The following is a 17541-nucleotide window of genomic DNA, read 5'->3' as shown; positions in this document are numbered from 1 at the left end:
TCCCGCCCTGGTGATCTGGATCCTGTTGACGCGTCTTCGGTCCGTTAGGTTAGCCTAACCATCGCACTCGGCCGTAGGGCCGGTCGTCCCCCCAGAAAGACTTGAAGATGAAGTACTCACAGCTTTCTTTGTCCCGTCGTGGCCTGCTGGCCGCGGGTGGCGCCGCCGGTGCGGGCGCCCTGCTCGCCGCCTGCGGTGGCAAGGAGGAGACCGGGTCGTCGCCGGCCGCCACGGCCACCGCCGCCGGCCCCTGGGCGTTCACCGACGACCAGCCCAAGGAGCACAAGGCCGACAAGGCCCCCAGCAAGATCGTGGCCTTCACCGGCACCGCCGCCGCACTGGTCGACCTGGGCCTCCAGGACAAGATCGTCGGCGTCTTCGGCGAGACCAAGAAGACCGACGGCACCGCCGAGGAGCAGGCCGGCGACCTGGACATCAACAAGGTCCAGATCATCGGCAACGCCTGGGGCGAGTTCTCCGTGGAGAAGTACGCGGCGCTGCAGCCCGAGCTCCTGGTCACGCACATGTTCGACCCGGGCGCGTACTGGTACCTCCCGGACGCCAGCAAGGACCAGATCCTCAAGCTGGCCCCGGCCGCCACCATCACCGTGGGCCGGGTCCCGCTGAACAAGCCGATCGAGCGGTACGCCGAGCTCGCCAAGTCGCTGGGCGCCGACCTGAACGCGCCGAAGGTGACCGAGGCCAAGGCCCGTTTCGAGAAGGCCGCCGCCGACCTGACCGCCGCCGCCAAGGCCGCCGGTGGGGTCAAGGTGCTGTTCGGCTCCGGCGCCGCCGACATCTTCTACGTGTCCAGCGCCGCGGTCAGCTCCGACCTCATGTACTTCAAGGAGCTCGGCGTCGACCTGGTCATGCCCGAGGTCAAGGGCGCCGACTACTTCGAGTCGCTGAGCTGGGAGAACGCCGACAAGTACCACGCCGACATCATCTTCCTCGACGCGCGTACCGGCACCCTGCAGCCCAACGACCTGGCGTCCAAGCCGGGCTGGGCCGCCCTGCCCGCCGTCAAGGCGAACCAGGTCTTCCCGTGGCAGGCCGTCCCGATCTACTCCTGGGCGAGCTCGGCCCCGCTGATCGAGGCGATCACCGCCGCCATCACGAAGTCCAAGAAGCTCGCCTGACCGTCCGCGATCGGCGAACCCGAGCCCCGTCACCGGCCCACGCCGGCGGCGGGGCTCGACCGTGATCAGCCGTTGCCGGCCGTGACGATCGGCTCGTGGCGGACCGGGAAGTTCACCGAGTTCGCGATGAAGCAGGCGTGGTGGGCGTCGTCGTGCAGCTTGATCGCGGTCTCCACCATGTCCGGTGAGGCCACGGTCACCTCGGGCCGCAGCACCGCCTCGGTGAACTGCCCGGCACCGGCGCGGGTGGTCATCTCACCGGCGGCGCGGTCCACATACGACGTGACGACGATGCCCGCGTCGGCGCAGGCGTGCAGGTAGGACAGCATGTGGCACTGGGACAGCGCGGCCAGCAGCAGTTGCTCGGGGTTCCAGCGCTCCGGGTCGCCGCGGAACGTCTTGTCCGAGCTGCCGGCGATCGGGGCCGGGCCGTCCGCGGTCACCTCGTGGTCGCGGCCGTAGTCGCGGTAGCCGCTGGTGCCGGTGCCGCGGTTGCCGGTCCAGGTGACGACGGTGGCGTAGTGGTGCGCGAGTGGCATTCACCCTCCTGACGAGATCCCGAAACGCTCACGGTACGCGTCAGGCGGGGCGGTCCTTCTTGGGCAGGGTGGCGACGATCGCCTCGTAGGACGCGTCGACCGCCTCGAGGATCTCGTCGTCCGGGATGGCGCCGCCCAGGCGCAGCGTGTTCCAGCCGTGCCGGCCGATGTAGGCGCTGGCCGTGGCGTCGCCGGGGTAGCGGTCCAGCCACTCGTCGGCGACGTCCCGGTTCGGGCCGCACTTGACGCCGACGGCCTCGCCGGTGCCGATGAACGCGAAGATCTTCTTGCCGACCTTGGCGACGACGTCGCCCTCCCACGGCTCGTCCTGCCAGGCGCCGGGCTTGGCGAGGCAGTGTCGCAACAGTTCGTCACCGATCATGACTAGTGCTTACGCCATGCGGCGGCCGCGGGCAACCGCCATGACGTTCTTTGCAAAACGGACATAACTTACCTTACGGTCTACGCCATGTCAGACCGCCCGATCTTCGTCGTCGGCTGCCCGCGTTCGGGCACCACGATGCTCCAGTTGATGCTGCACGCGCACCCGCGGATCGCGCTGCCCCCGGAGAGCCGCTTCCTGCTGCCCGCCTACCGGCGGCGGCACGAGTTCGGCGACCTGGGCGAACCGGCGCAGCGCCGCGCCCTGGCCGAGTTCATCACCGGCACCAGCCACTTCGGCGACCTCGGCCTGGACCGGCGGGCGACGATCGAGGCGATCGTCGCGGCGCCGCCCACGCTCGGGTCGGCCCTGGGCACGGTCTTCAAGCGGTACGCGGAGCGGTTCGGCAAGCCGCGCTGGGGTGACAAGCGGCCGCTCTACCTGCGGCACCTGCCGACCATCCGGCGGCTGTTCCCGGACGCGCAGATCATCAACATCGTGCGGGACGGCCGGGACTGCGTGGCGTCGCTCAAGGAGACGCCGTGGGGCCCGCGCGACCTCGACGAGCTGATCGACATCTGGGCGCGGTCCGCCGACTCCTCGCTGCGGGCCGCCCGCGCCTACCCGGCCGGCGTCTACCACCAGCTGCGCTACGAGGACCTGGTCGCCGATCCGGAGCCGCACCTGCGGGCCATCTGCGACTTCCTGGGCGAGGAGTACGACCCGGCGATGGCCCGCCCGTCCGAACTCGCGCCGGTGGCGGTCCCCGCGTACAAGACCTGGCACGCGCTGACCCGCTCGGAGGTCACCACGGCCCGGGTCAGCAGCTGGCAGCGGCGGCTCACGGCCGAGGAGATCGACCGCTGCGAGGCCATCTTCGGGGACCGCCTGACCAGGTTCGGGTACCAGGTGTCGGCCGCGGGCCGGCGTACCCCCGAGATCACGGCGACCCGCACCTGGCTGGCCGTGCGCGACAAGCTCGACCCGGCCCGGGAGCGGGCCGCGGACGCGCGTGGGCGCCTGCGCGCCCGCCGCCGCGGCCCGGCACTGCCCGCCCGTCTCTGAAGGGCTAGGCCTCCTCGCCGAGGTACGCCTTGAGGGTGTTCTCCGCCTGGCGCCGGGCCTGCTCGGGCTCGGTGCCGTAGGCGATGTCCGCCTCGGTCCAGGCGTCGGCGGACAGCCGCATGAACTGCTTGCCGTCGTCGGACATCATCCAGGCCATGGCGGCCTCCGGGCTGAGCGGGGCGTCCGGGTCGGCCAGGTGGTTGGCCAGGCCCCAGAAGGCGCCCTCCCAGCCGAGCCCGACGGCGCCCGGACCGTACTTCTCCCAGTGCTCGTCGTCGACGTGCGCCACGTGCTCCAGCTCGAACCGGGTGCGGCCGTCCGCCTCCGGGGTCAGCCGGACCTCGACCCAGCTGACGCCGCCGCCGAACTCCCAGGTGGCGGCGACCGAGCGGGGCCGGTCGCACCTGGTGATCGTGCCTCCGGCGTTGCCCTCGAACTGGTACTTCCCGCCCTCGCGCAGCTCACCGGAGACCGGCAGGAACCAGCGGGGGATCCGCTCGGGGTTGGTGACCACGTCCCACAGGTCGTCGACGTCGGTGTCGTAGGCCTGGCTGATCGTCATGACCCGGGCCTCGCCGGCGTCCAGGACACGGCTGCCGATGGTCCGCCGTACCGCGCTGATCTGCTCTTTGACGTCGATCATCGTGTGCTCCTCGCATCGGTGGGTTCCTCGCCGGCGGCCAGTCGCCGCAGGCGCTTGCCGCGGGCCACCTCGGTGGCCATCGCGGCGAGGTGCGGCGCCCAGAACCGCCGGAAGGGCGCCAGCCAGTCGTCCACCTGCCGGAACGCGGTGTCGTCGACCGCGTAGAGCCGGCGTGCGCCGTCCGGGCGCACGGTGGCGAAGCCGTTGTCGCGCAGCACCCGCAGATGCTGGGACACGGCGGGCTGGGTGATGCCGAACTCCGCCCGGATGATGGCGGTGACGGCTCCGGAGGTCTGCTCGCCCTCGGCGAGCAGCTCGAGGATCCGGCGCCGGACCGGATCGCCGAGTACGTCGAACGCATGCACGGGTTCACCCTATCAGATTCGACTTATATAAGCGCGGCATGAGAATAAGGTGCGCCGGGCCCGCCCGGTGGAGGGGCGGACCCGGCGCGGTCGGCGACCCGGATCGTGGGTACGGGCCGCCGGGCCGGACCTGCTTTGGCGGGAGCGGGGCCCGGCCGGCTCACACGGTTCTCAGGTGGTCGGGAAGTTGTCCGCGGTACGGATCCGGGAGCGCATCAGCAGGCCCGACTCGGTCAGCACCCCGGTCCCGGCGAACGAGCCGCCCGCGCAGGTGCCCGGCTTCAGCGCCGCGCTGCCCTCGCCCGCGTCGGAGAACGTCCAGTTCGCGTAGCTGATCTGGAGCCGGTCCAGCAGGTCCAGCCAGGCGTTGCTGCTGGCCGTGTCGACCGCGCCGTCACCGGTGTAGGTCACCGTGCCGAACTCGGTCACGAACAGCGGCAGCGAGGCCGCGGCCCGCTCCACCTCGGCGCGGTAGTTGTCCTTGTGCGACGCCGCGTAGAAGTGGAACGTGTACATCACGTTGGACGCGTTCACCGGGTTGGCGACGATCTCGGACGAGTTGCCGCCCTCGGAGACGCCCAGCGACGACCAGCCCCGGGTGCCGACCACCACGACGGCGTCCGGGTCGTTCGCCCGGATCACCGGGATGACCTGCTCGGCGTAGTTCTTGATGGTCGCCCAGCTCACGCCGTTCGGCTCGTTGGCGATCTCGTAGATGACGTTCTTCTTGGCGGCGTTACGGGCCGACACCTGGGCGAAGAAGGTCTTGGCCCGGTCCAGGTTGTACATCGGGTCGCCCGGCGTGAGGATGTGGAAGTCGATCAGCGCGTACATGCCCCGCTGCTCGGCCTCGTCGACCAGGTTGTTGACCCGCGTGGTGAAGCCGGCCGGGTTGGTCTCGTAACCCTGCTCCTGGACGTACATCGAGACCCGGAACAGGTCGGAGTTCCAGTCGGTGGCCAGCGCGTCGAGCGCCGCGTCGGTGTAGCAGCTCGGGAACCACTGGATGCCGTGGGTGCTCATGCCGCGCAGCTGGATCGGCTTGCCGTACTGGTTGCACAGCTTGGTGCCGCAGACCTTGAGCTGGCCGTTGATCCCGACCGGGGTGCCGTTGACCGGCGGGGTGCTGGTGCTCGGCGACGCGCTGGGCGACGTGGTGGGCGACGACGTCGGTGTCGTCGTACCGGTGCAGGTCTGGCCGTTGACCACGCAGCCGGTCGGCCGGCCGGTGCCGGTCACGATGAAGCCGAAGGTGGTCGAGGCGTTGGCGGCGATCGTGCCGTTCCAGGCCGCCGGGGTGAAGGTGTAGGTGTTGCCGCTGCTGGTGAGCGTAGAGCTCCAGGCCTGCGTGACCGATGTCCCGGCCGGCAGGGTCAGGTCCACCTTCCAGGTGCTGATCGCCGACGAGGACTGGTTGCTGACCGTGATCTCACCCTGGTAGCCGGTGCTCCAGGAGTTCGACACCCGGAAGGCCGCCGTCTCGGCGCTCGCGGGGAGCGCGAAGAGGGCGGCCGTCGAGGTCGCGGCCACGGCCAGCACCGCGGCGAGAATGGTTGTGGTACGGCGTTTCACGAGACATCACCTCGGGGGATGGACGCGGGACCGCCGCGGGGAATCGGCGGTGGGACGACCCGCGCTGGGAGCGCTCCCAGGGCCTCCGACTGTAACGTGAGCGCCCATACCTGTCTATTCGAGAGCGACCGCCACCGGTTGGATCGTGACCCGGACCCGGGTGCCCGCCGACAGATCCGGCAACCGGCCGCTCGGCACCTGCGCCACCACCAGCTGGTCGCCGACGCTCACCGTGACCCGGCTGGTCGACCCGAGGAAGCTGCTGGTCAGCACGGTCGCCGTGGCGCCCGGATCCGGGACGACGTCGACCGCCTCCGGGCGGACCAGCGCGGTGGCCGCACCACCGGCGTGCGGCGTGACCAGCGGCAGCCGCGCCCCGAGCACCTCCACCACGTCGCCGTTCACGCTGCCGGGCAGCCGGTTGCTGAGACCGACGAAATCGGCCACGAACGCGGTCGCCGGGCGCAGGTACACCTCGGACGGGGTGGCCAGCTGCTCCAGCCGACCGGCCCGCATCACGCCGACCCGGTCGGCGACCGCGAGCGCCTCCTCCTGGTCGTGGGTCACGAACAGGGTGGTGGTGCCGACCTCGGTCTGGATCCGGCGGATCTCGTCGCGCAGCTGCACCCGTACCTTGGCGTCCAGTGCGGACAGCGGCTCGTCCAGCAGCAGCACCCGCGGCTCGATCGCCAGCGCCCGGGCCAGCGCCACCCGCTGCTGCTGCCCGCCGGAGAGCTGGTGCGGGTACCGCTTCGCGAAGCCGGACAGGCCCACCAGATCCAGCATCTCGGCGGCCCGGGCCAGCGAACCCCGGCGCAGGCGCGGGCCGAACTCCACGTTCTGCGCGGCGGTGAGGTGCGGGAAGAGGCTGTACGCCTGGAACACCATGCCCATGCCGCGCTTGTTGGCCGGCAGCCGGGTGACGTCGCGGCCGTCCACCAGCACCCGGCCGGCGGTGGCCTCCTCCAGCCCGGCGAGAATCCGCAGCGCGGTGGTCTTGCCGCAACCGGAGGGCCCGAGCAGGGCGACCAGCTCGCCCGGCTCGATCGCCAGGTCCAGGTCGTCGAGGGCGTGCACGGTGCCGAAGGTCCGGCGCAGCCCCTCCAGTCGTACGGCGACCCCGGTCATGATCTTCTCTCCTTGGACGACGAGCCCGCCAGGGACAGCACGAGCAGCAGGGTGAACGCGAGCAGCAACGCGGTCAGCGACACCGCCACCGACACGGTCGCGCTGCTCTTGCCGAGGAACTCGATGGCCACCTGGAGGTTGGTACGGTGCAGCAGCGAGGCGATGGTGAACTCGCCGAGCACCAGGGCCACGGTCAGGAACGCGGCGGACAGCACCGCCGAGCGGATGTTCGGCAGCACCACCCGCCAGATCACGGTGGTCCAGCCGGCGCCCAGACCGCGGGCGGCCTCGGCCAGGGTCCGCACGTCGATCGCGGACAGGCCGGTGTCGATGGCGCGGTAGGCGTACGGCAGCACCAGGATCGTGTAGGCGAACACCAGGGTCAGCGACGAGCCGCCGATCAGGTAGTTGACCCAGGCGTACACCGGGGCCAGGCCCACCACCAGCACGATCGCCGGGATGGTGAGCGGCAGCAGGCAGAGGAACTCGACCACCCGCCGCAGCCGGGGCAGCCGCAGCCGGACCCAGATCGCCGTCGGCACCAGCAGCACCAGCATCAGCACCGAGGTCAGCGCCGCCTGCGCCAGCGAGGCCAGGATGCCCTCGGCCAGGGCCGGGTACTCCCCGGCCAGCCGGGGCCAGTCCAGCAGCAGCGGCCAGGTCTCCGGGTCGCGGGTGCTGAACTCCACCATGGCCACCAGCGGCAGCAGGAAGAACACGCCCATCACGGTCAGGACGGTCCAGCGGAAGATCACCCTAGCCACTTGGCGGTCCGTCTCTGCAGCAGCGAGTAGAGGGTCATCACCACGGCCACCACGACCACCATGCCCAGCGCCATCGCCTTGCCCAGGTTCGCCTGCCCGAGGACGACCTCGCTGGTCAGAGCGCCGCGGATCTGGAGCGGGACGATCGGGCTGCCCTGGCTGACCAGGGCCGCGGCGGTGGCGTACGCGGAGAAGGCGTTGGCGAACAGCAGCAGCGCCGAACCGAGGAACGCCGGCGCGAGCAGCGGCCCGGCCACCCGGGTCCAGTAGTGCCAGGTGTTGCCGCCCAGGCTCGCGGTCGCCTCCCGCCACTGTGGCCGGATGCCGTCCAGCGCGGGCAGGAACACGATCACCATGAGCGGGATCTGGAAGTACGTGTAGACGAGCGTCAGTCCGGGCAGCTCGAACAACCAGACGCCGTTCGCGTACGGATCGAGGCCGTGCTCCTGCAACCAGAGGGTGACGAAACCGCTCAGCCCGATCGTCGCCAGGAACGCGAAGGCGAGCGTGACGCCGCCGAACTGCGCGAGCACCCCGGCGGCCGCGGTGACCACCCGCCGCAACGGGCCGTCCGGTTTCGCGGTGACCAGCGCGTACGCCAGAAGGGCGCCCAGCACCGCACCGATGATCGCGCTGGCCGCGGAGAGGGTGATGCTGCGGCCGAACGCCGCGAGGATGTACTCGTCGGCGAGGGCACGGACGTTCTCCAGCGTGACACCCCGCCCACCGTCACCGGTGAACGCGCCGATCACCACGGTCAGCGTCGGGACGACCAGGAAGATCGTCACGAAGGCGAAGAACGGCACCGTGCCCAGCAGGGCGCCGGCCCGCGGGCGTGACCGGCCGGCCACGCGCCGCGGAACGGCTTCGGCGACCTCAGCCAATGGCCTTGGCCCAGTTCGCGGTCAGATACTCCTTGGCCTTGGTGCTCTGCGCCTCGGTCGGGATCACCGGGGTGCCCTCGACCTTCGGCAGCGCGGCGAAGGCGGTGGCGTCGATGGTGCCGGCCCTCTGCATGGCGTCGGCACGGACCGGGCGGGCGCCGCCCTTGAGCCACAGGTTCTGGCCCTCGTCCGAGTAGAGGAACTCCTGCCACAGCCGGGCCGCGGCCGGGTGCGGGGCATCCTTGCTGATCGCCTGCACGTAGTAGGAGCCGAGCACGGCGCCGTTCGGCACGACGACCTTCCAGCTGGGCAGCTTCTTGGACTGGGCGGCGTTGAGATAGTCCCAGTCGAAGACGACCGGGGTCTGGCCGGACTCGATGGTCGCCGGCGTCGGGTCGACCGGCAGGAAGTTGCCGGCCTTCTTCAGCGCGCCGAAGAAGGCCACACCGGGCTTGATGTCCTCCGGCGTGCCACCCTTGGCCACCGCGACCATCTGCACGCCACCGAACGCGGCGCCGGCCTGGGTCGGGTCGCCGTTCAGCGCGACCTTGCCCTTGTACTCGGCCTTCAGCAGGTCGTCGACGCTCGCCGGGGCGGGCACCTTGGCGCTGTCGTAGCCGATCGACATGTAGCCGCCATAGTCGTTGACCCAGGCGCCGTTCGCGTCCTTGAGCCCGGCCGGGATCTCGTCGAACGTGGCCACCTTGTAGGCCGCGAACATCGCCGTGTTCGCGCTCGCCACCGCGCCGCCGAGGTCGAACACGTCGGGTGCGGTGTCCTGGCCCTTGAGCTGGTTGGCGGCGTTGATCTCGTCCTGGCTGGAGCCGTCCGGCTGCGCGGAGTTGACCTTGATGCCGTACTTGTCGCCGAAGGCCTTGATGATCTCGCCGTAGTTGGCCCAGTCCGGTGGCAGGGCGATGACGTTGAGCGCGCCCTCCTTCTTGGCGGCCGCGATCAGGTCGTCCATGCCGCCCAGGCCGGCGGCGCTGGTGGCGGTGGCCGCGCCGCTGCCGGCCGTTTCGGACTCCTTCTCGGGCGGGGAGCAGGCGCCGGTCAGCGCGACTATCGTGGCGGCCGCGAGGGTGGCGGCCGTGGATCGGGCAAGGATGCGCACTGAGTTCCTCCTTCTGCGGCGCCGCGACCGCGGCGCGCGCTCGGTGGATCATGGAAGTGCCGGGTGGAGGACAGGCGTACAGCGCCTGAATTCGTCCTCACTTTTCCATGCGCTGTCGTTGATCGAAAGCGGTCTCTGAGCGTCGATTCGGCATCCTCCGTGTGGCGGACGCCGCGATCGTCCGCATCCTCCGGCCACACAGGACCGCACCGCCCGGATGGGCCTGCCCGCCCTCCCGGCCGTCCGGGGCGCCCGCGGTCGGTGGCCGGTCCGGCCCTTGACGTCGCATCGATCGGTCGACATAGTCCGTATCCATGAATGTGACACTGTTCCGTTCTTGGAAACGACTGGCGGTGGTGGCCTCGGCCGCCCTCCTCGCCGCGACGCTTTCCGTGCCGGCGCCCGCGTCCGCCGCCACGGCGGTCGCGAGCTACCCGACGACGATCAACGGCGACAGCGCCGACGTCTACTACCCGGCGACCGGCACCCGGCTGCCGGTCGCGCTCTTCCTCCAGGGCGCCAACGTCGACAAGGCGAACTACTCGGCGTACGCGGAGACCCTCGCCTCGTACGGGTTCGTCGTCGCCGTCCCCAACCACACCCGCAGCCTGTTCGGCGTCAGCGGCCTCTACCCCGAGGGCGCCCAGGCCGGCTGGACCGTCGACTGGGCCGAGGCCGAGGACGACGACCCCGCCTCGCCGCTCTACCGGCGCATCGACGAGAACACGCTGGTCCTCTCCGGACACTCGTTCGGCGCGGCCACCGCGCTCAGCGTCAGCACCGGCCTCTGCGTCGTCCCGTTCTGCGCGATCGCGAACACCGCGCCGAGCGAGCTCGAGGCGGTCGTCACCTACGGCGGCAACAACGTCCTGCCCGGCACCGACGTCGTCCTGCCGGTCCTCAACACCGTTCCGGTCGGCTACCTCCAGGGCCTGGCCGACGGTGTCGCCGGCCCGTCCGAGGGCGAGACCACCTACCAGCTGACCGCCGGCACCCCGAAGGCGTTCATCTCCCTGACCGGCGCCAACCACTACGGCGTCACCAACGGCCAGAACCCGGCCGGCGCCGCCCCCGACCCGTCCGCCCAGAGCCTCGACCAGGGGATCGGCGTCGAGACGATCGCCCGCTGGTCGGCCCAGTGGCTGCTGGCCCAGACCGGCGACAGCGCGGCCAGGAGGTACGTCTACAGCACCGGTGACGCCGCCGACCCGAACGTCACCGTCACCTACGTCAGGTAGGACCCCGGACGCCCGCCTTCTCTCCCGCCCATCGGGTCAGGTGCGGCCACGGCGGCCGCGCCGGATGCCGCGGGGCGGGGGAGGGGCGGCGATCAGATGGTCCGGCCAGGTGACGCGGAGCGTGCCCTGCGCCTCCCATTCGGCGGCCAGCTCGGTCAGGTCACCCAACGCCGTGCCGACCTGGTCGTCGCTCCACGGGAACTCGCCCGGATCCAGCACCGCGTAGGCGTTGCGGGCCATCGGGACGACCGGGGCCGTGTCGCCGGTCTCGACCACCTGGTGGATCACCCCGGCGAGCACCTCGGCCAGGCCGAGCGTCTGCCGGTTGGCCTCCAGGATCCGTTTGCTGCGGGCCGACGCGTCGTGGCGGGGCCGGCCACTGATCAGGCGCATGTTCGTGAAGACACCACCGGCCGCGATCGAACCGAACACGCCGCCCGCCATGTCGAGGGCCCGCTCGGTCGCGAAGTGTGCCAGGTCATGCGGTACCCGATATTTCCGGTCGTACCCGGGCAGTTGCAGGACCACCCCATCGGCCCGGTGCACGGTGGCGACGGTCGACCCGGTGCTGCTGTGCGCGAACACGACCAGCATCCCGCCATCCTGCCACCCCGGCCCGCCCCCGTCACCGCCCGAATCCCGGCCGGCCGTCAGGGCTGTCTCCAATGTCCCGAGACGGCGCTGACGGGCGGCCGGGTGCATCGGCGCCGTCAGCCCGGGACGGTGTCTCCCTCCCCGGTGCGTTTCTGCGCCTCGTCGACACCCCGGTCGATCTGGTCCGAGTACCTGTTCCCGGTCCGCTCGTCGATCTGGTCGCCGGCCTTCTCCAGGCCCTGATCCACCTGCTCGTCGTGCTGGTCGGCGAACTTCCGCGCCTTGTCCATGAAGTCGGTCATGGCAGCGGCATGCCCGCCCGTGGACGGGCCAAACCGGGTGTCACCGTGTCACGCTGGGATGGTCGTGCCCGGATACCCGACCGGAGGACACCATGACCGACGCGAGCTTCGCACGCCCGCGTACCGAGACGTTCGAGTTCGCCGGTGCGACCGTCGAGCTGGTCGACGCGGTCACCCTGCTCGCCGCCGCGCGGGTCAACCCGGTGGAGCCGCTGCGGCGGGCCGCCTGGCCGGCCCCGGTCCAGCGGGTCGACCTGACCGTCGCGGCCGACGCCGCCGACCACGTCTTCACCGCGCGGATCACCACCCTCAGCACCCCGCTGGCCACCGAGCACCGGATGCGCGGCATCGTGCTGAGCATCGACCCGCTGGGCCCGCTGCTGGCCCGTCGCATCGCGGCCGGCGACCAGGTGGTCACGAGGCTGGTCGAGGGCGTGGGGACGGCCGCCGCGGCGGCGTACCGGAAACTGGGTCTGGAGAAACCGGCCGAGCGGGAACCGGAAGTCCTCGCCGACGCCGCCGCGGGTCTCGAAGCGGCCGTCACCTACGAGGCGGACGGGACCGTCGCCCGCGTCGAGGCGCGGGTGCCGCGTGACGAGGTCACCCCGGCCCACCTGCGCGCCTTCGTCACGCTCACCCTCCAGGCGGTGACCGACCTGGCCGGGCCGGGCTCGCTCGACGGGCGGCGTTTCGTGATCAGCCGGGAGGCGGTGCCGAAGGCGCCACCGACCACCGAGACGGTCACTTTGGACATGGTCGGCGGCCTGGCCGACGTGGTGGCCGAGTTGCGCCAGATCGCGGTGTCGTTCCGGCATCCGGAGGCGATGGCCCGGTGGGGCGCCCGCCGTCCGCAGGGCATCCTGATGTACGGCCCGCCCGGCACCGGCAAGACCATGCTGTCGCGGGCGCTGGCCAACGAGATCGGCGCCGACTTCCGGGAGATCCGCACCCCGGAGATCCTGGACAAATGGCTCGGCGGCTCGGAGCGCAACATCAAGCAGATCTTCCGCGACGCCCGCCGCTACCGCACCGCCACGGTGATGCTCTTCGACGAGTTCGACTCGATCGTCAGTTACGCGGGCGCCGGCGGCGACGCGGCGAGCCAGGCGCTGAACGCCGTGGCCGGCATCTTCAAGCAGGAGATGAACGACCTGATCGAGGAGAACCCGAACGTCATCGTGGTGGCCACCACCAACTTCCCGCACCGGGTCGACGAGTCGCTGACCCGGTCCGGCCGCTTCGACGTGAAGCTGAGCATCCCGCGCCCGGACGAGGCCAGCCGCGCCGAGATCTTCCGCAAGATGATCCGCGGCCTGATCAGCGCCCACGAGACCCCCGGTTTCCGGATGTTCGCCGACGACCTCGACCTGAACGCGCTGGCCGTCGCCAGCACCGGCATGACCGGCGCGGACATCCGGGAGGTGCTGCGCCGCCTCCAGCTCGGCAAGGCCATGCAGGAGGCGCGCGGCGGCCCGGTCACCCCGATCTCCCAGGAGGAGCTGATCGCGTCGGTCCGGGATCTGCGGGGTCACTCCTAGATCATTCTCTGGTACGGGCTACGCGCGCTGCCGTGGGCGACCCGCGAGGCGCTGCCGGCGCACGGCCGCGGCGCGCCCGCCGGGCTGACGTGGGTGGTCACCCTCAAGGCCTTACCGTAGCGGCGTGACCAGCCATCTCTCGGGCATGAAACGGGCCGCCCGGCTGCGCGCCTCCGTCGGCATCGAACCGCTCGCCGCCGCCCTCGCCTCCCGGGTCGGCGCCCGGGCCCGCCCATCCGGATGGGCAACGCGCTGGCCGCGCTGTCCGCCCGCTTCGCCTCCGTCAGCGCCGGCCTCGCCGAACCGCAAGGGAGACCCCGATGACCGACGGCGAGGTCTCCAACGACGTCCACCGCTACGAGCTGGGCTACGACGACTAGGCCGCCACCTGCTCGGCCGTGGTGAGCTGGGCCATCGCCGGGCGGCCGAAGTGGTAGCCCTGCGCCCGGCGGTAACCGATCCGGTACAGCTCGGCGGCCTGCTCGGCGGTCTCCACACCCTCGGCCACCGCGACCAGGCCCAGACCGTTCGCCACCTGGATCAGCGAGGTGGCGATGACCGCGTGCCGCCCGGCCATCGTGACGTTCTCGACGAACGACTTGTCGACCTTCAGCACCCGGACCGGCAGCGTCTGGAGCAGGCCCAGCGACGAGTGGCCGGTGCCGAAGTCGTCCAGGGCGATCTCCACACCCAGCTCGGTCAGCTCCCGGACCGCACGCACCGCCGCACCGCCGCCGAACACGGCCGTTTCGGTGACCTCGACCACCAGCCGCGCCGGATGCACCCCGGTCTCGGCCAGCACCGCCGCGACCAGGTCGACGAAACCGGGCTCGGCGAGCTGACGTGCGGAGACGTTGACGCCGAACCGGTGCGGCGCCACACCCTGGCGCCACCACTGCGCGTACTGGCGGCAGGCGGTCCGCAGGATCCACTCACCCAGCTCGACGATCAGGCCGGTGCGCTCGGCGACCGGGATGAACACGTCCGGGCCGACGTAACCCCGCTCCGGGTTCCACCAGCGGACCAGGCTCTCCACGGCGACCACGTTGCCGTACGGGAGCTCGACGATCGGCTGGTAGACCAGGTGGAACTCGCCGGCGTCCAGCGCGGTCCGCAACTCGGCGCCGAGCCGGGCCTCCTCGCCGGCCCGGTCGTCCAGGTCCCCGTCGTACCGGCGGTGCCGGCCGCCGTCGGCCTTCGCGGCGTACATCGCCACGTCCGCGCGGCGCAGGATCTCCACCGGGTCACCACCGTCGGCGATGCCGATGCTGGCGCCGACCAGCAGGTCCTGCCCGCCGGCCCGGATCGGCCGGTGGATCGCCGCGCGCAGCCGCACGGCCAGGTCCTCGCAGTGGTCCGGGCACGGCCCGGGCAGCAGCACGGCGAACTCGTCGCCGCCCATCCGGGCCGCCACCGCGCCCTCCGGCAGTTCCGCGCCGATCCGTCGCCCGACCGCGGCCAGCAGGTCGTCGCCGACCGCGTGCCCGAACCGGTCGTTGACCGCCTTGAAGCCGTTCAGGTCGAGCAGCAGCACCGAGGGGGCTCCGGCGGCGACCGCCGCGGCGAGCCGCTCCTCGAAGGCACGCCGGTTGGCCAGCCCGGTCAGCGTGTCGTGCATGGCCAGGTCACCGAGCCGGGTGGCCTGCGTCCTCAGCTGCTGGACCAGGTCCCACATGCGCAGCACCACGAGCAGGAACAGCGCCACCGCGCCGATGCCGAGCGGACCCCAGGCGATCGCGGCGGCGTCGGTGAACCCCTGGAGGAACAGCAGGCCGGGCGCGATCAACGTGAACATGGCCAGGACGGCCAGGCGGCCCTTCCCGATCCGGTGCGCGGCCAGGGCGGTGTCCGGGCGCTGCCGCATCGACGGGTGCAGGGCGGCGGCACCCCAGCAGGCGTACGCCACCAGGAAGCCCGACTCGACCAGCCCGCCGGTGTACTCGGCGGTGGCCGACATCGTCGTGTAGAAAAGGTCGCCGGTGAGCATGATGGCCGCGCCCACACCCATCAGGCGCAGGCTCGTGGTCCGGTTCTCCGGGCGGGTCAGCAACCGGGCGGTGGCCGTGGTCAGCAGCACGTCGGAGAGCGGGTAGGCGATGGTGACCAGCCGTTCCAGCGGCGGGGCGGCGACGTCGCCCAGCGTGGGCCCGATCACGAACACCCAGTAGACCAGGCCGATCCCGGTGGAGATGACGGCCGCGTCGATGATGCCGCCCCAGTCGCGGTCGCCGTGCCCGCGGCCCAGCTTCGCCAGCGCCGTGAACAGCAGCGGGTACGCGCACAGGTACAACACGTCCGCCCACGACGGGTACGGGTACTCGCCGAGGCGCAGTTCGGTCACGTCGTACGTGATGTCGCCCGCGATGAACACCGCCAGCCCGGTCGCGAACAGCGCCCAGACCCGCCAGTGCTCCGGCCGGTGCCGCCGGATGCCGATGATCATCGCGGCCACCGACGACAGCCCGACCGCGTTGACGTAGATCCTCGCGGCGAGCGTGTCGTCGGGCATCAGCGGGAAGCACAGAGCGGCGGTGGCCGCCACCAGCAGCCATCCCGCCCAGAACCGGACCGGTCCATTTCGCACGACGAGGTGTTCGGCACGGTCCGGGTCGAGCTGAGAGCGTGCCCGGTCACAGCCGGGCCCGGCGGGGCCCCCACAGGTGAGATCCAGGTGAACTGTGGGGTAATGAGTCGCCATGCAGCCGGACCAGGAGATCTCCCTCGAAGCCCGGGCGGGCGCGGCGGCCGCCGTCGCGGTCCTCCCGCTCGTCCCGTTCGCCCTGCTCGCCGCCCTGGTGGTGGGCGGCTGGGAGCCGCTGCACGCGTTCGACCGGTCGGTCACCGACCGGCTGCACGAGGCCGCCCTGGGCAACCCGGCTCTGACCACCGCGACGACCTGGGTGACGAACGTCTTCCAGCCGAACGTCTTCCGGCTGGCCGCGCTGCTCTTGGTGATCTGGCTGGTCCGCCGCGGCGCCCGCCGGCCGGCCGTCTGGGTGGCCGTCACGATGGCCGCCGGCGGGCTGCTCGGCGCCCTGCTCAAGCTGCTGATCGGCCGGGACCGCCCGGAGCTGCTGGAGCCGGTGGCGCGGGCCGTCGGGTACGCGTTCCCGTCCGGCCACGCCCTCAACGCCGCCCTCGGCATGGCCGTCTTCGTGGTGATCTTCCCGCGCGCCCGGGCCCTGTGGGTGGCGGCCGTGCTGATCCCGGTGGGCACCGCGGTCAGCCGGGTGATCCTCGGCGTGCACTGGACCAGCGACGTGGTGGCCGGCCTGCTGCTCGGCGCGGTCGTCCCGGCGATCACCCTGCTGGTCTTCCGGCGTGCCGGCGTCCGCCGTCGCCGGCCGGCGCGTGTCCGGAGTGGCCCGTTGGGGTAACGCAACGGCCGTGCCGATAGTCGTACAAGCCCTCAAGCGGGTGCTGCTGCCGATCGCCGCCCTGCTGGCTGTCATGATCGGAATCGGGGTGCTGCTGACCCGCGCGGCCACCCACCTCTGGCCGCTGACCGTCGAGGACGGGGTGAACCGCTTCTTCGCCGGGCACCGCACCGAGACGCTCAGCGACGTGTCACACCTGGCCAGCGGCGTCGCCGACACGCCCCGGATCGTCGGCGTGACCGCGGTGGCCGCGCTCGTGCTGGCGCTCACCCTGCGCCGGGTCCGTGAGCCGCTCTTCCTCTGCCTCGCGGTGACCGCCCAGGCGCTGGTCTTCTACTTCACCACGGTCGCCATCGACCGGCCCCGGCCGGACGTGCCCCGGATGGACGAGTCGCCACCCACCTCCAGCTTCCCGTCCGGGCACACCTCGGCCGCCGTCGCCCTCTACCTCGGCCTCGCCGTGCTGCTGGCGACGCTGGCCCGGCGGACCTGGCTGAAAGCGCTGTGCTGGGCGCTCGTGCTGGTCCCGGCCGGGGTGGCGCTGGCCCGCATGTACCGCGGCATGCACCACCCCAGCGACGTGGTCGCCGCCTTCGTGAACGGCTGCACCTGCGTCTACGTCATGTTCCGCGCGTTCCTCGACCGCCGTGTCCCCTGGCGGCGGCCGTCGGCGGCGGCCGGGGGATCCCCGCGCCGCGCCGCCTTCCGCCCCGGCGCGGCGGCGCGGTGACCCAGCCACGCCGCGGCGACGGTCGCCACCGGGCCGGCGAGGGCCACCAGTGTCTCCATCGGACTCATCGCTCCACCCCTTCCTTCCCTCCGGTGCACACCGAGCATGGCGGGGCCGCGGAGTTTCTCGATACGCTCGGGAAACTCGTGGAAACCGAGGTCGGGAGT

Annotated in this window: 18 protein-coding genes; 6 read left to right on the top strand and 12 right to left on the bottom strand. The window is 71.7% G+C overall.

The genetic code is table 11. From position 1 onward, the window contains the following. Positions 1-107: 107 nt before the first annotated feature. Complete coding sequence (locus J5X75_RS16015; protein WP_208468189.1) at positions 108-1139, top strand: ABC transporter substrate-binding protein; 1032 nt, start codon at positions 108-110, stop codon at positions 1137-1139. Between the two features lie 65 nt (positions 1140-1204). On the opposite strand, the gene J5X75_RS16010 is transcribed toward J5X75_RS16015, so the two are convergent. Further along, positions 1205-1678, bottom strand: coding sequence for an OsmC family protein (locus J5X75_RS16010; protein WP_208468188.1), 474 nt, complete (start codon positions 1676-1678; stop codon positions 1205-1207). A 40-nt stretch (positions 1679-1718) separates the two neighbouring features. Then, positions 1719-2060: an MmcQ/YjbR family DNA-binding protein gene (locus J5X75_RS16005; protein ID WP_208468187.1), complete on the bottom strand. Its 342-nt coding sequence runs from the start codon at positions 2058-2060 to the stop codon at positions 1719-1721. 87 nt (positions 2061-2147) lie between these two features. Between J5X75_RS16005 and J5X75_RS16000 the strand changes: the two genes are divergently transcribed. Then, the gene (locus J5X75_RS16000; RefSeq protein WP_208468186.1) at positions 2148-3125 is read left to right on the top strand and encodes a sulfotransferase family protein; all 978 of its coding nucleotides are present in this window, start codon (positions 2148-2150) and stop codon (positions 3123-3125) included. 4 nt (positions 3126-3129) lie between these two features. Here the strand turns inward: J5X75_RS16000 and J5X75_RS15995 are convergent, their stop codons facing one another. The 7 genes from J5X75_RS15995 to J5X75_RS15965 form a co-directional block, all read right to left on the bottom strand. Next, entirely contained in the window at positions 3130-3768 is a 639-nt protein-coding gene (locus J5X75_RS15995) for an SRPBCC family protein (protein WP_208468185.1), read from the bottom strand. Beyond that, entirely contained in the window at positions 3765-4133 is a 369-nt protein-coding gene (locus tag J5X75_RS15990; RefSeq protein ID WP_188126094.1) for an ArsR/SmtB family transcription factor, read from the bottom strand. The genes J5X75_RS15995 and J5X75_RS15990 overlap by 4 nt, the downstream gene beginning before the upstream one ends. Before the next feature lie 171 nt (positions 4134-4304). After that, a complete protein-coding gene (locus tag J5X75_RS15985; protein WP_208468184.1) occupies positions 4305-5705 on the bottom strand; it encodes a cellulase family glycosylhydrolase in 1401 nt (466 codons plus the stop codon). A 114-nt stretch (positions 5706-5819) separates the two neighbouring features. After that, positions 5820-6833: an ABC transporter ATP-binding protein gene (locus tag J5X75_RS15980; protein ID WP_208468183.1), complete on the bottom strand. Its 1014-nt coding sequence runs from the start codon at positions 6831-6833 to the stop codon at positions 5820-5822. Beyond that, a complete protein-coding gene (locus J5X75_RS15975) occupies positions 6830-7597 on the bottom strand; it encodes an ABC transporter permease (RefSeq protein WP_307798105.1) in 768 nt (255 codons plus the stop codon). The genes J5X75_RS15980 and J5X75_RS15975 overlap by 4 nt, the downstream gene beginning before the upstream one ends. Further along, positions 7585-8448: an ABC transporter permease gene (locus tag J5X75_RS15970; RefSeq protein WP_307798104.1), complete on the bottom strand. Its 864-nt coding sequence runs from the start codon at positions 8446-8448 to the stop codon at positions 7585-7587. The genes J5X75_RS15975 and J5X75_RS15970 overlap by 13 nt, the downstream gene beginning before the upstream one ends. Before the next feature lie 25 nt (positions 8449-8473). Next, positions 8474-9595 (bottom strand): ABC transporter substrate-binding protein, encoded by a 1122-nt coding sequence (locus tag J5X75_RS15965; RefSeq protein WP_208468181.1) that lies wholly within the window; start codon positions 9593-9595, stop codon positions 8474-8476. Positions 9596-9909: 314 nt separating this feature from the next. Here J5X75_RS15965 and J5X75_RS15960 point away from each other — a divergent pair, with 314 nt between their 5' ends. Then, positions 9910-10833 carry an alpha/beta hydrolase family protein gene (locus J5X75_RS15960; RefSeq protein ID WP_208468180.1) on the top strand — a complete coding sequence of 308 codons (924 nt, stop codon included), beginning with the start codon at positions 9910-9912 and terminating at the stop codon, positions 10831-10833. A gap of 36 nt (positions 10834-10869) precedes the next feature. On the opposite strand, the gene J5X75_RS15955 is transcribed toward J5X75_RS15960, so the two are convergent. Next, a complete protein-coding gene (locus tag J5X75_RS15955; RefSeq protein WP_208468179.1) occupies positions 10870-11427 on the bottom strand; it encodes a hypothetical protein in 558 nt (185 codons plus the stop codon). A gap of 116 nt (positions 11428-11543) precedes the next feature. Further along, entirely contained in the window at positions 11544-11729 is a 186-nt protein-coding gene (locus J5X75_RS15950) for an antitoxin (RefSeq protein ID WP_208468178.1), read from the bottom strand. Between the two features lie 92 nt (positions 11730-11821). Here J5X75_RS15950 and J5X75_RS15945 point away from each other — a divergent pair, with 92 nt between their 5' ends. After that, the gene (locus tag J5X75_RS15945) at positions 11822-13267 is read left to right on the top strand and encodes an ATP-binding protein (RefSeq protein WP_208468177.1); all 1446 of its coding nucleotides are present in this window, start codon (positions 11822-11824) and stop codon (positions 13265-13267) included. Positions 13268-13643: 376 nt separating this feature from the next. Here the strand turns inward: J5X75_RS15945 and J5X75_RS15940 are convergent, their stop codons facing one another. Further along, a complete protein-coding gene (locus J5X75_RS15940; protein WP_307798103.1) occupies positions 13644-15851 on the bottom strand; it encodes a putative bifunctional diguanylate cyclase/phosphodiesterase in 2208 nt (735 codons plus the stop codon). Positions 15852-15963: 112 nt separating this feature from the next. Between J5X75_RS15940 and J5X75_RS15935 the strand changes: the two genes are divergently transcribed. Then, positions 15964-16644 (top strand): phosphatase PAP2 family protein, encoded by a 681-nt coding sequence (locus tag J5X75_RS15935; RefSeq protein ID WP_208468176.1) that lies wholly within the window; start codon positions 15964-15966, stop codon positions 16642-16644. Positions 16645-16654: 10 nt separating this feature from the next. Then, positions 16655-17374: a phosphatase PAP2 family protein gene (locus J5X75_RS15930; protein ID WP_307798102.1), complete on the top strand. Its 720-nt coding sequence runs from the start codon at positions 16655-16657 to the stop codon at positions 17372-17374. The last annotated feature ends 167 nt before the right edge of the window (positions 17375-17541 follow it).

The organism is Actinoplanes flavus, from assembly GCF_017592555.1.
GTDB classification, from domain to species: domain Bacteria; phylum Actinomycetota; class Actinomycetes; order Mycobacteriales; family Micromonosporaceae; genus Actinoplanes; species Actinoplanes flavus.
The sequence above is the reverse complement of the archived record's forward strand: the minus strand, read 5'-3'. Positions and strand labels throughout refer to the sequence as shown.

Bases quoted from the DNA above. Each gene is read 5' to 3' on its own strand.
- J5X75_RS16015 (WP_208468189.1), top strand. From the start codon at position 108: ATGAAGTACTCACAGCTTTCTTTGTCCCGTCGTGGCCTGCTGGCCGCG.
- J5X75_RS16010 (WP_208468188.1), bottom strand. From the start codon at position 1,678: ATGCCACTCGCGCACCACTACGCCACCGTCGTCACCTGGACCGGCAAC.
- J5X75_RS16005 (WP_208468187.1), bottom strand. From the start codon at position 2,060: ATGATCGGTGACGAACTGTTGCGACACTGCCTCGCCAAGCCCGGCGCC.
- J5X75_RS16000 (WP_208468186.1), top strand. From the start codon at position 2,148: ATGTCAGACCGCCCGATCTTCGTCGTCGGCTGCCCGCGTTCGGGCACC.
- J5X75_RS15995 (WP_208468185.1), bottom strand. From the start codon at position 3,768: ATGATCGACGTCAAAGAGCAGATCAGCGCGGTACGGCGGACCATCGGC.
- J5X75_RS15980 (WP_208468183.1), bottom strand. From the start codon at position 6,833: ATGACCGGGGTCGCCGTACGACTGGAGGGGCTGCGCCGGACCTTCGGC.
- J5X75_RS15960 (WP_208468180.1), top strand. From the start codon at position 9,910: ATGAATGTGACACTGTTCCGTTCTTGGAAACGACTGGCGGTGGTGGCC.
- J5X75_RS15955 (WP_208468179.1), bottom strand. From the start codon at position 11,427: ATGCTGGTCGTGTTCGCGCACAGCAGCACCGGGTCGACCGTCGCCACC.
- J5X75_RS15950 (WP_208468178.1), bottom strand. From the start codon at position 11,729: ATGACCGACTTCATGGACAAGGCGCGGAAGTTCGCCGACCAGCACGAC.
- J5X75_RS15945 (WP_208468177.1), top strand. From the start codon at position 11,822: ATGACCGACGCGAGCTTCGCACGCCCGCGTACCGAGACGTTCGAGTTC.
- J5X75_RS15935 (WP_208468176.1), top strand. From the start codon at position 15,964: ATGCAGCCGGACCAGGAGATCTCCCTCGAAGCCCGGGCGGGCGCGGCG.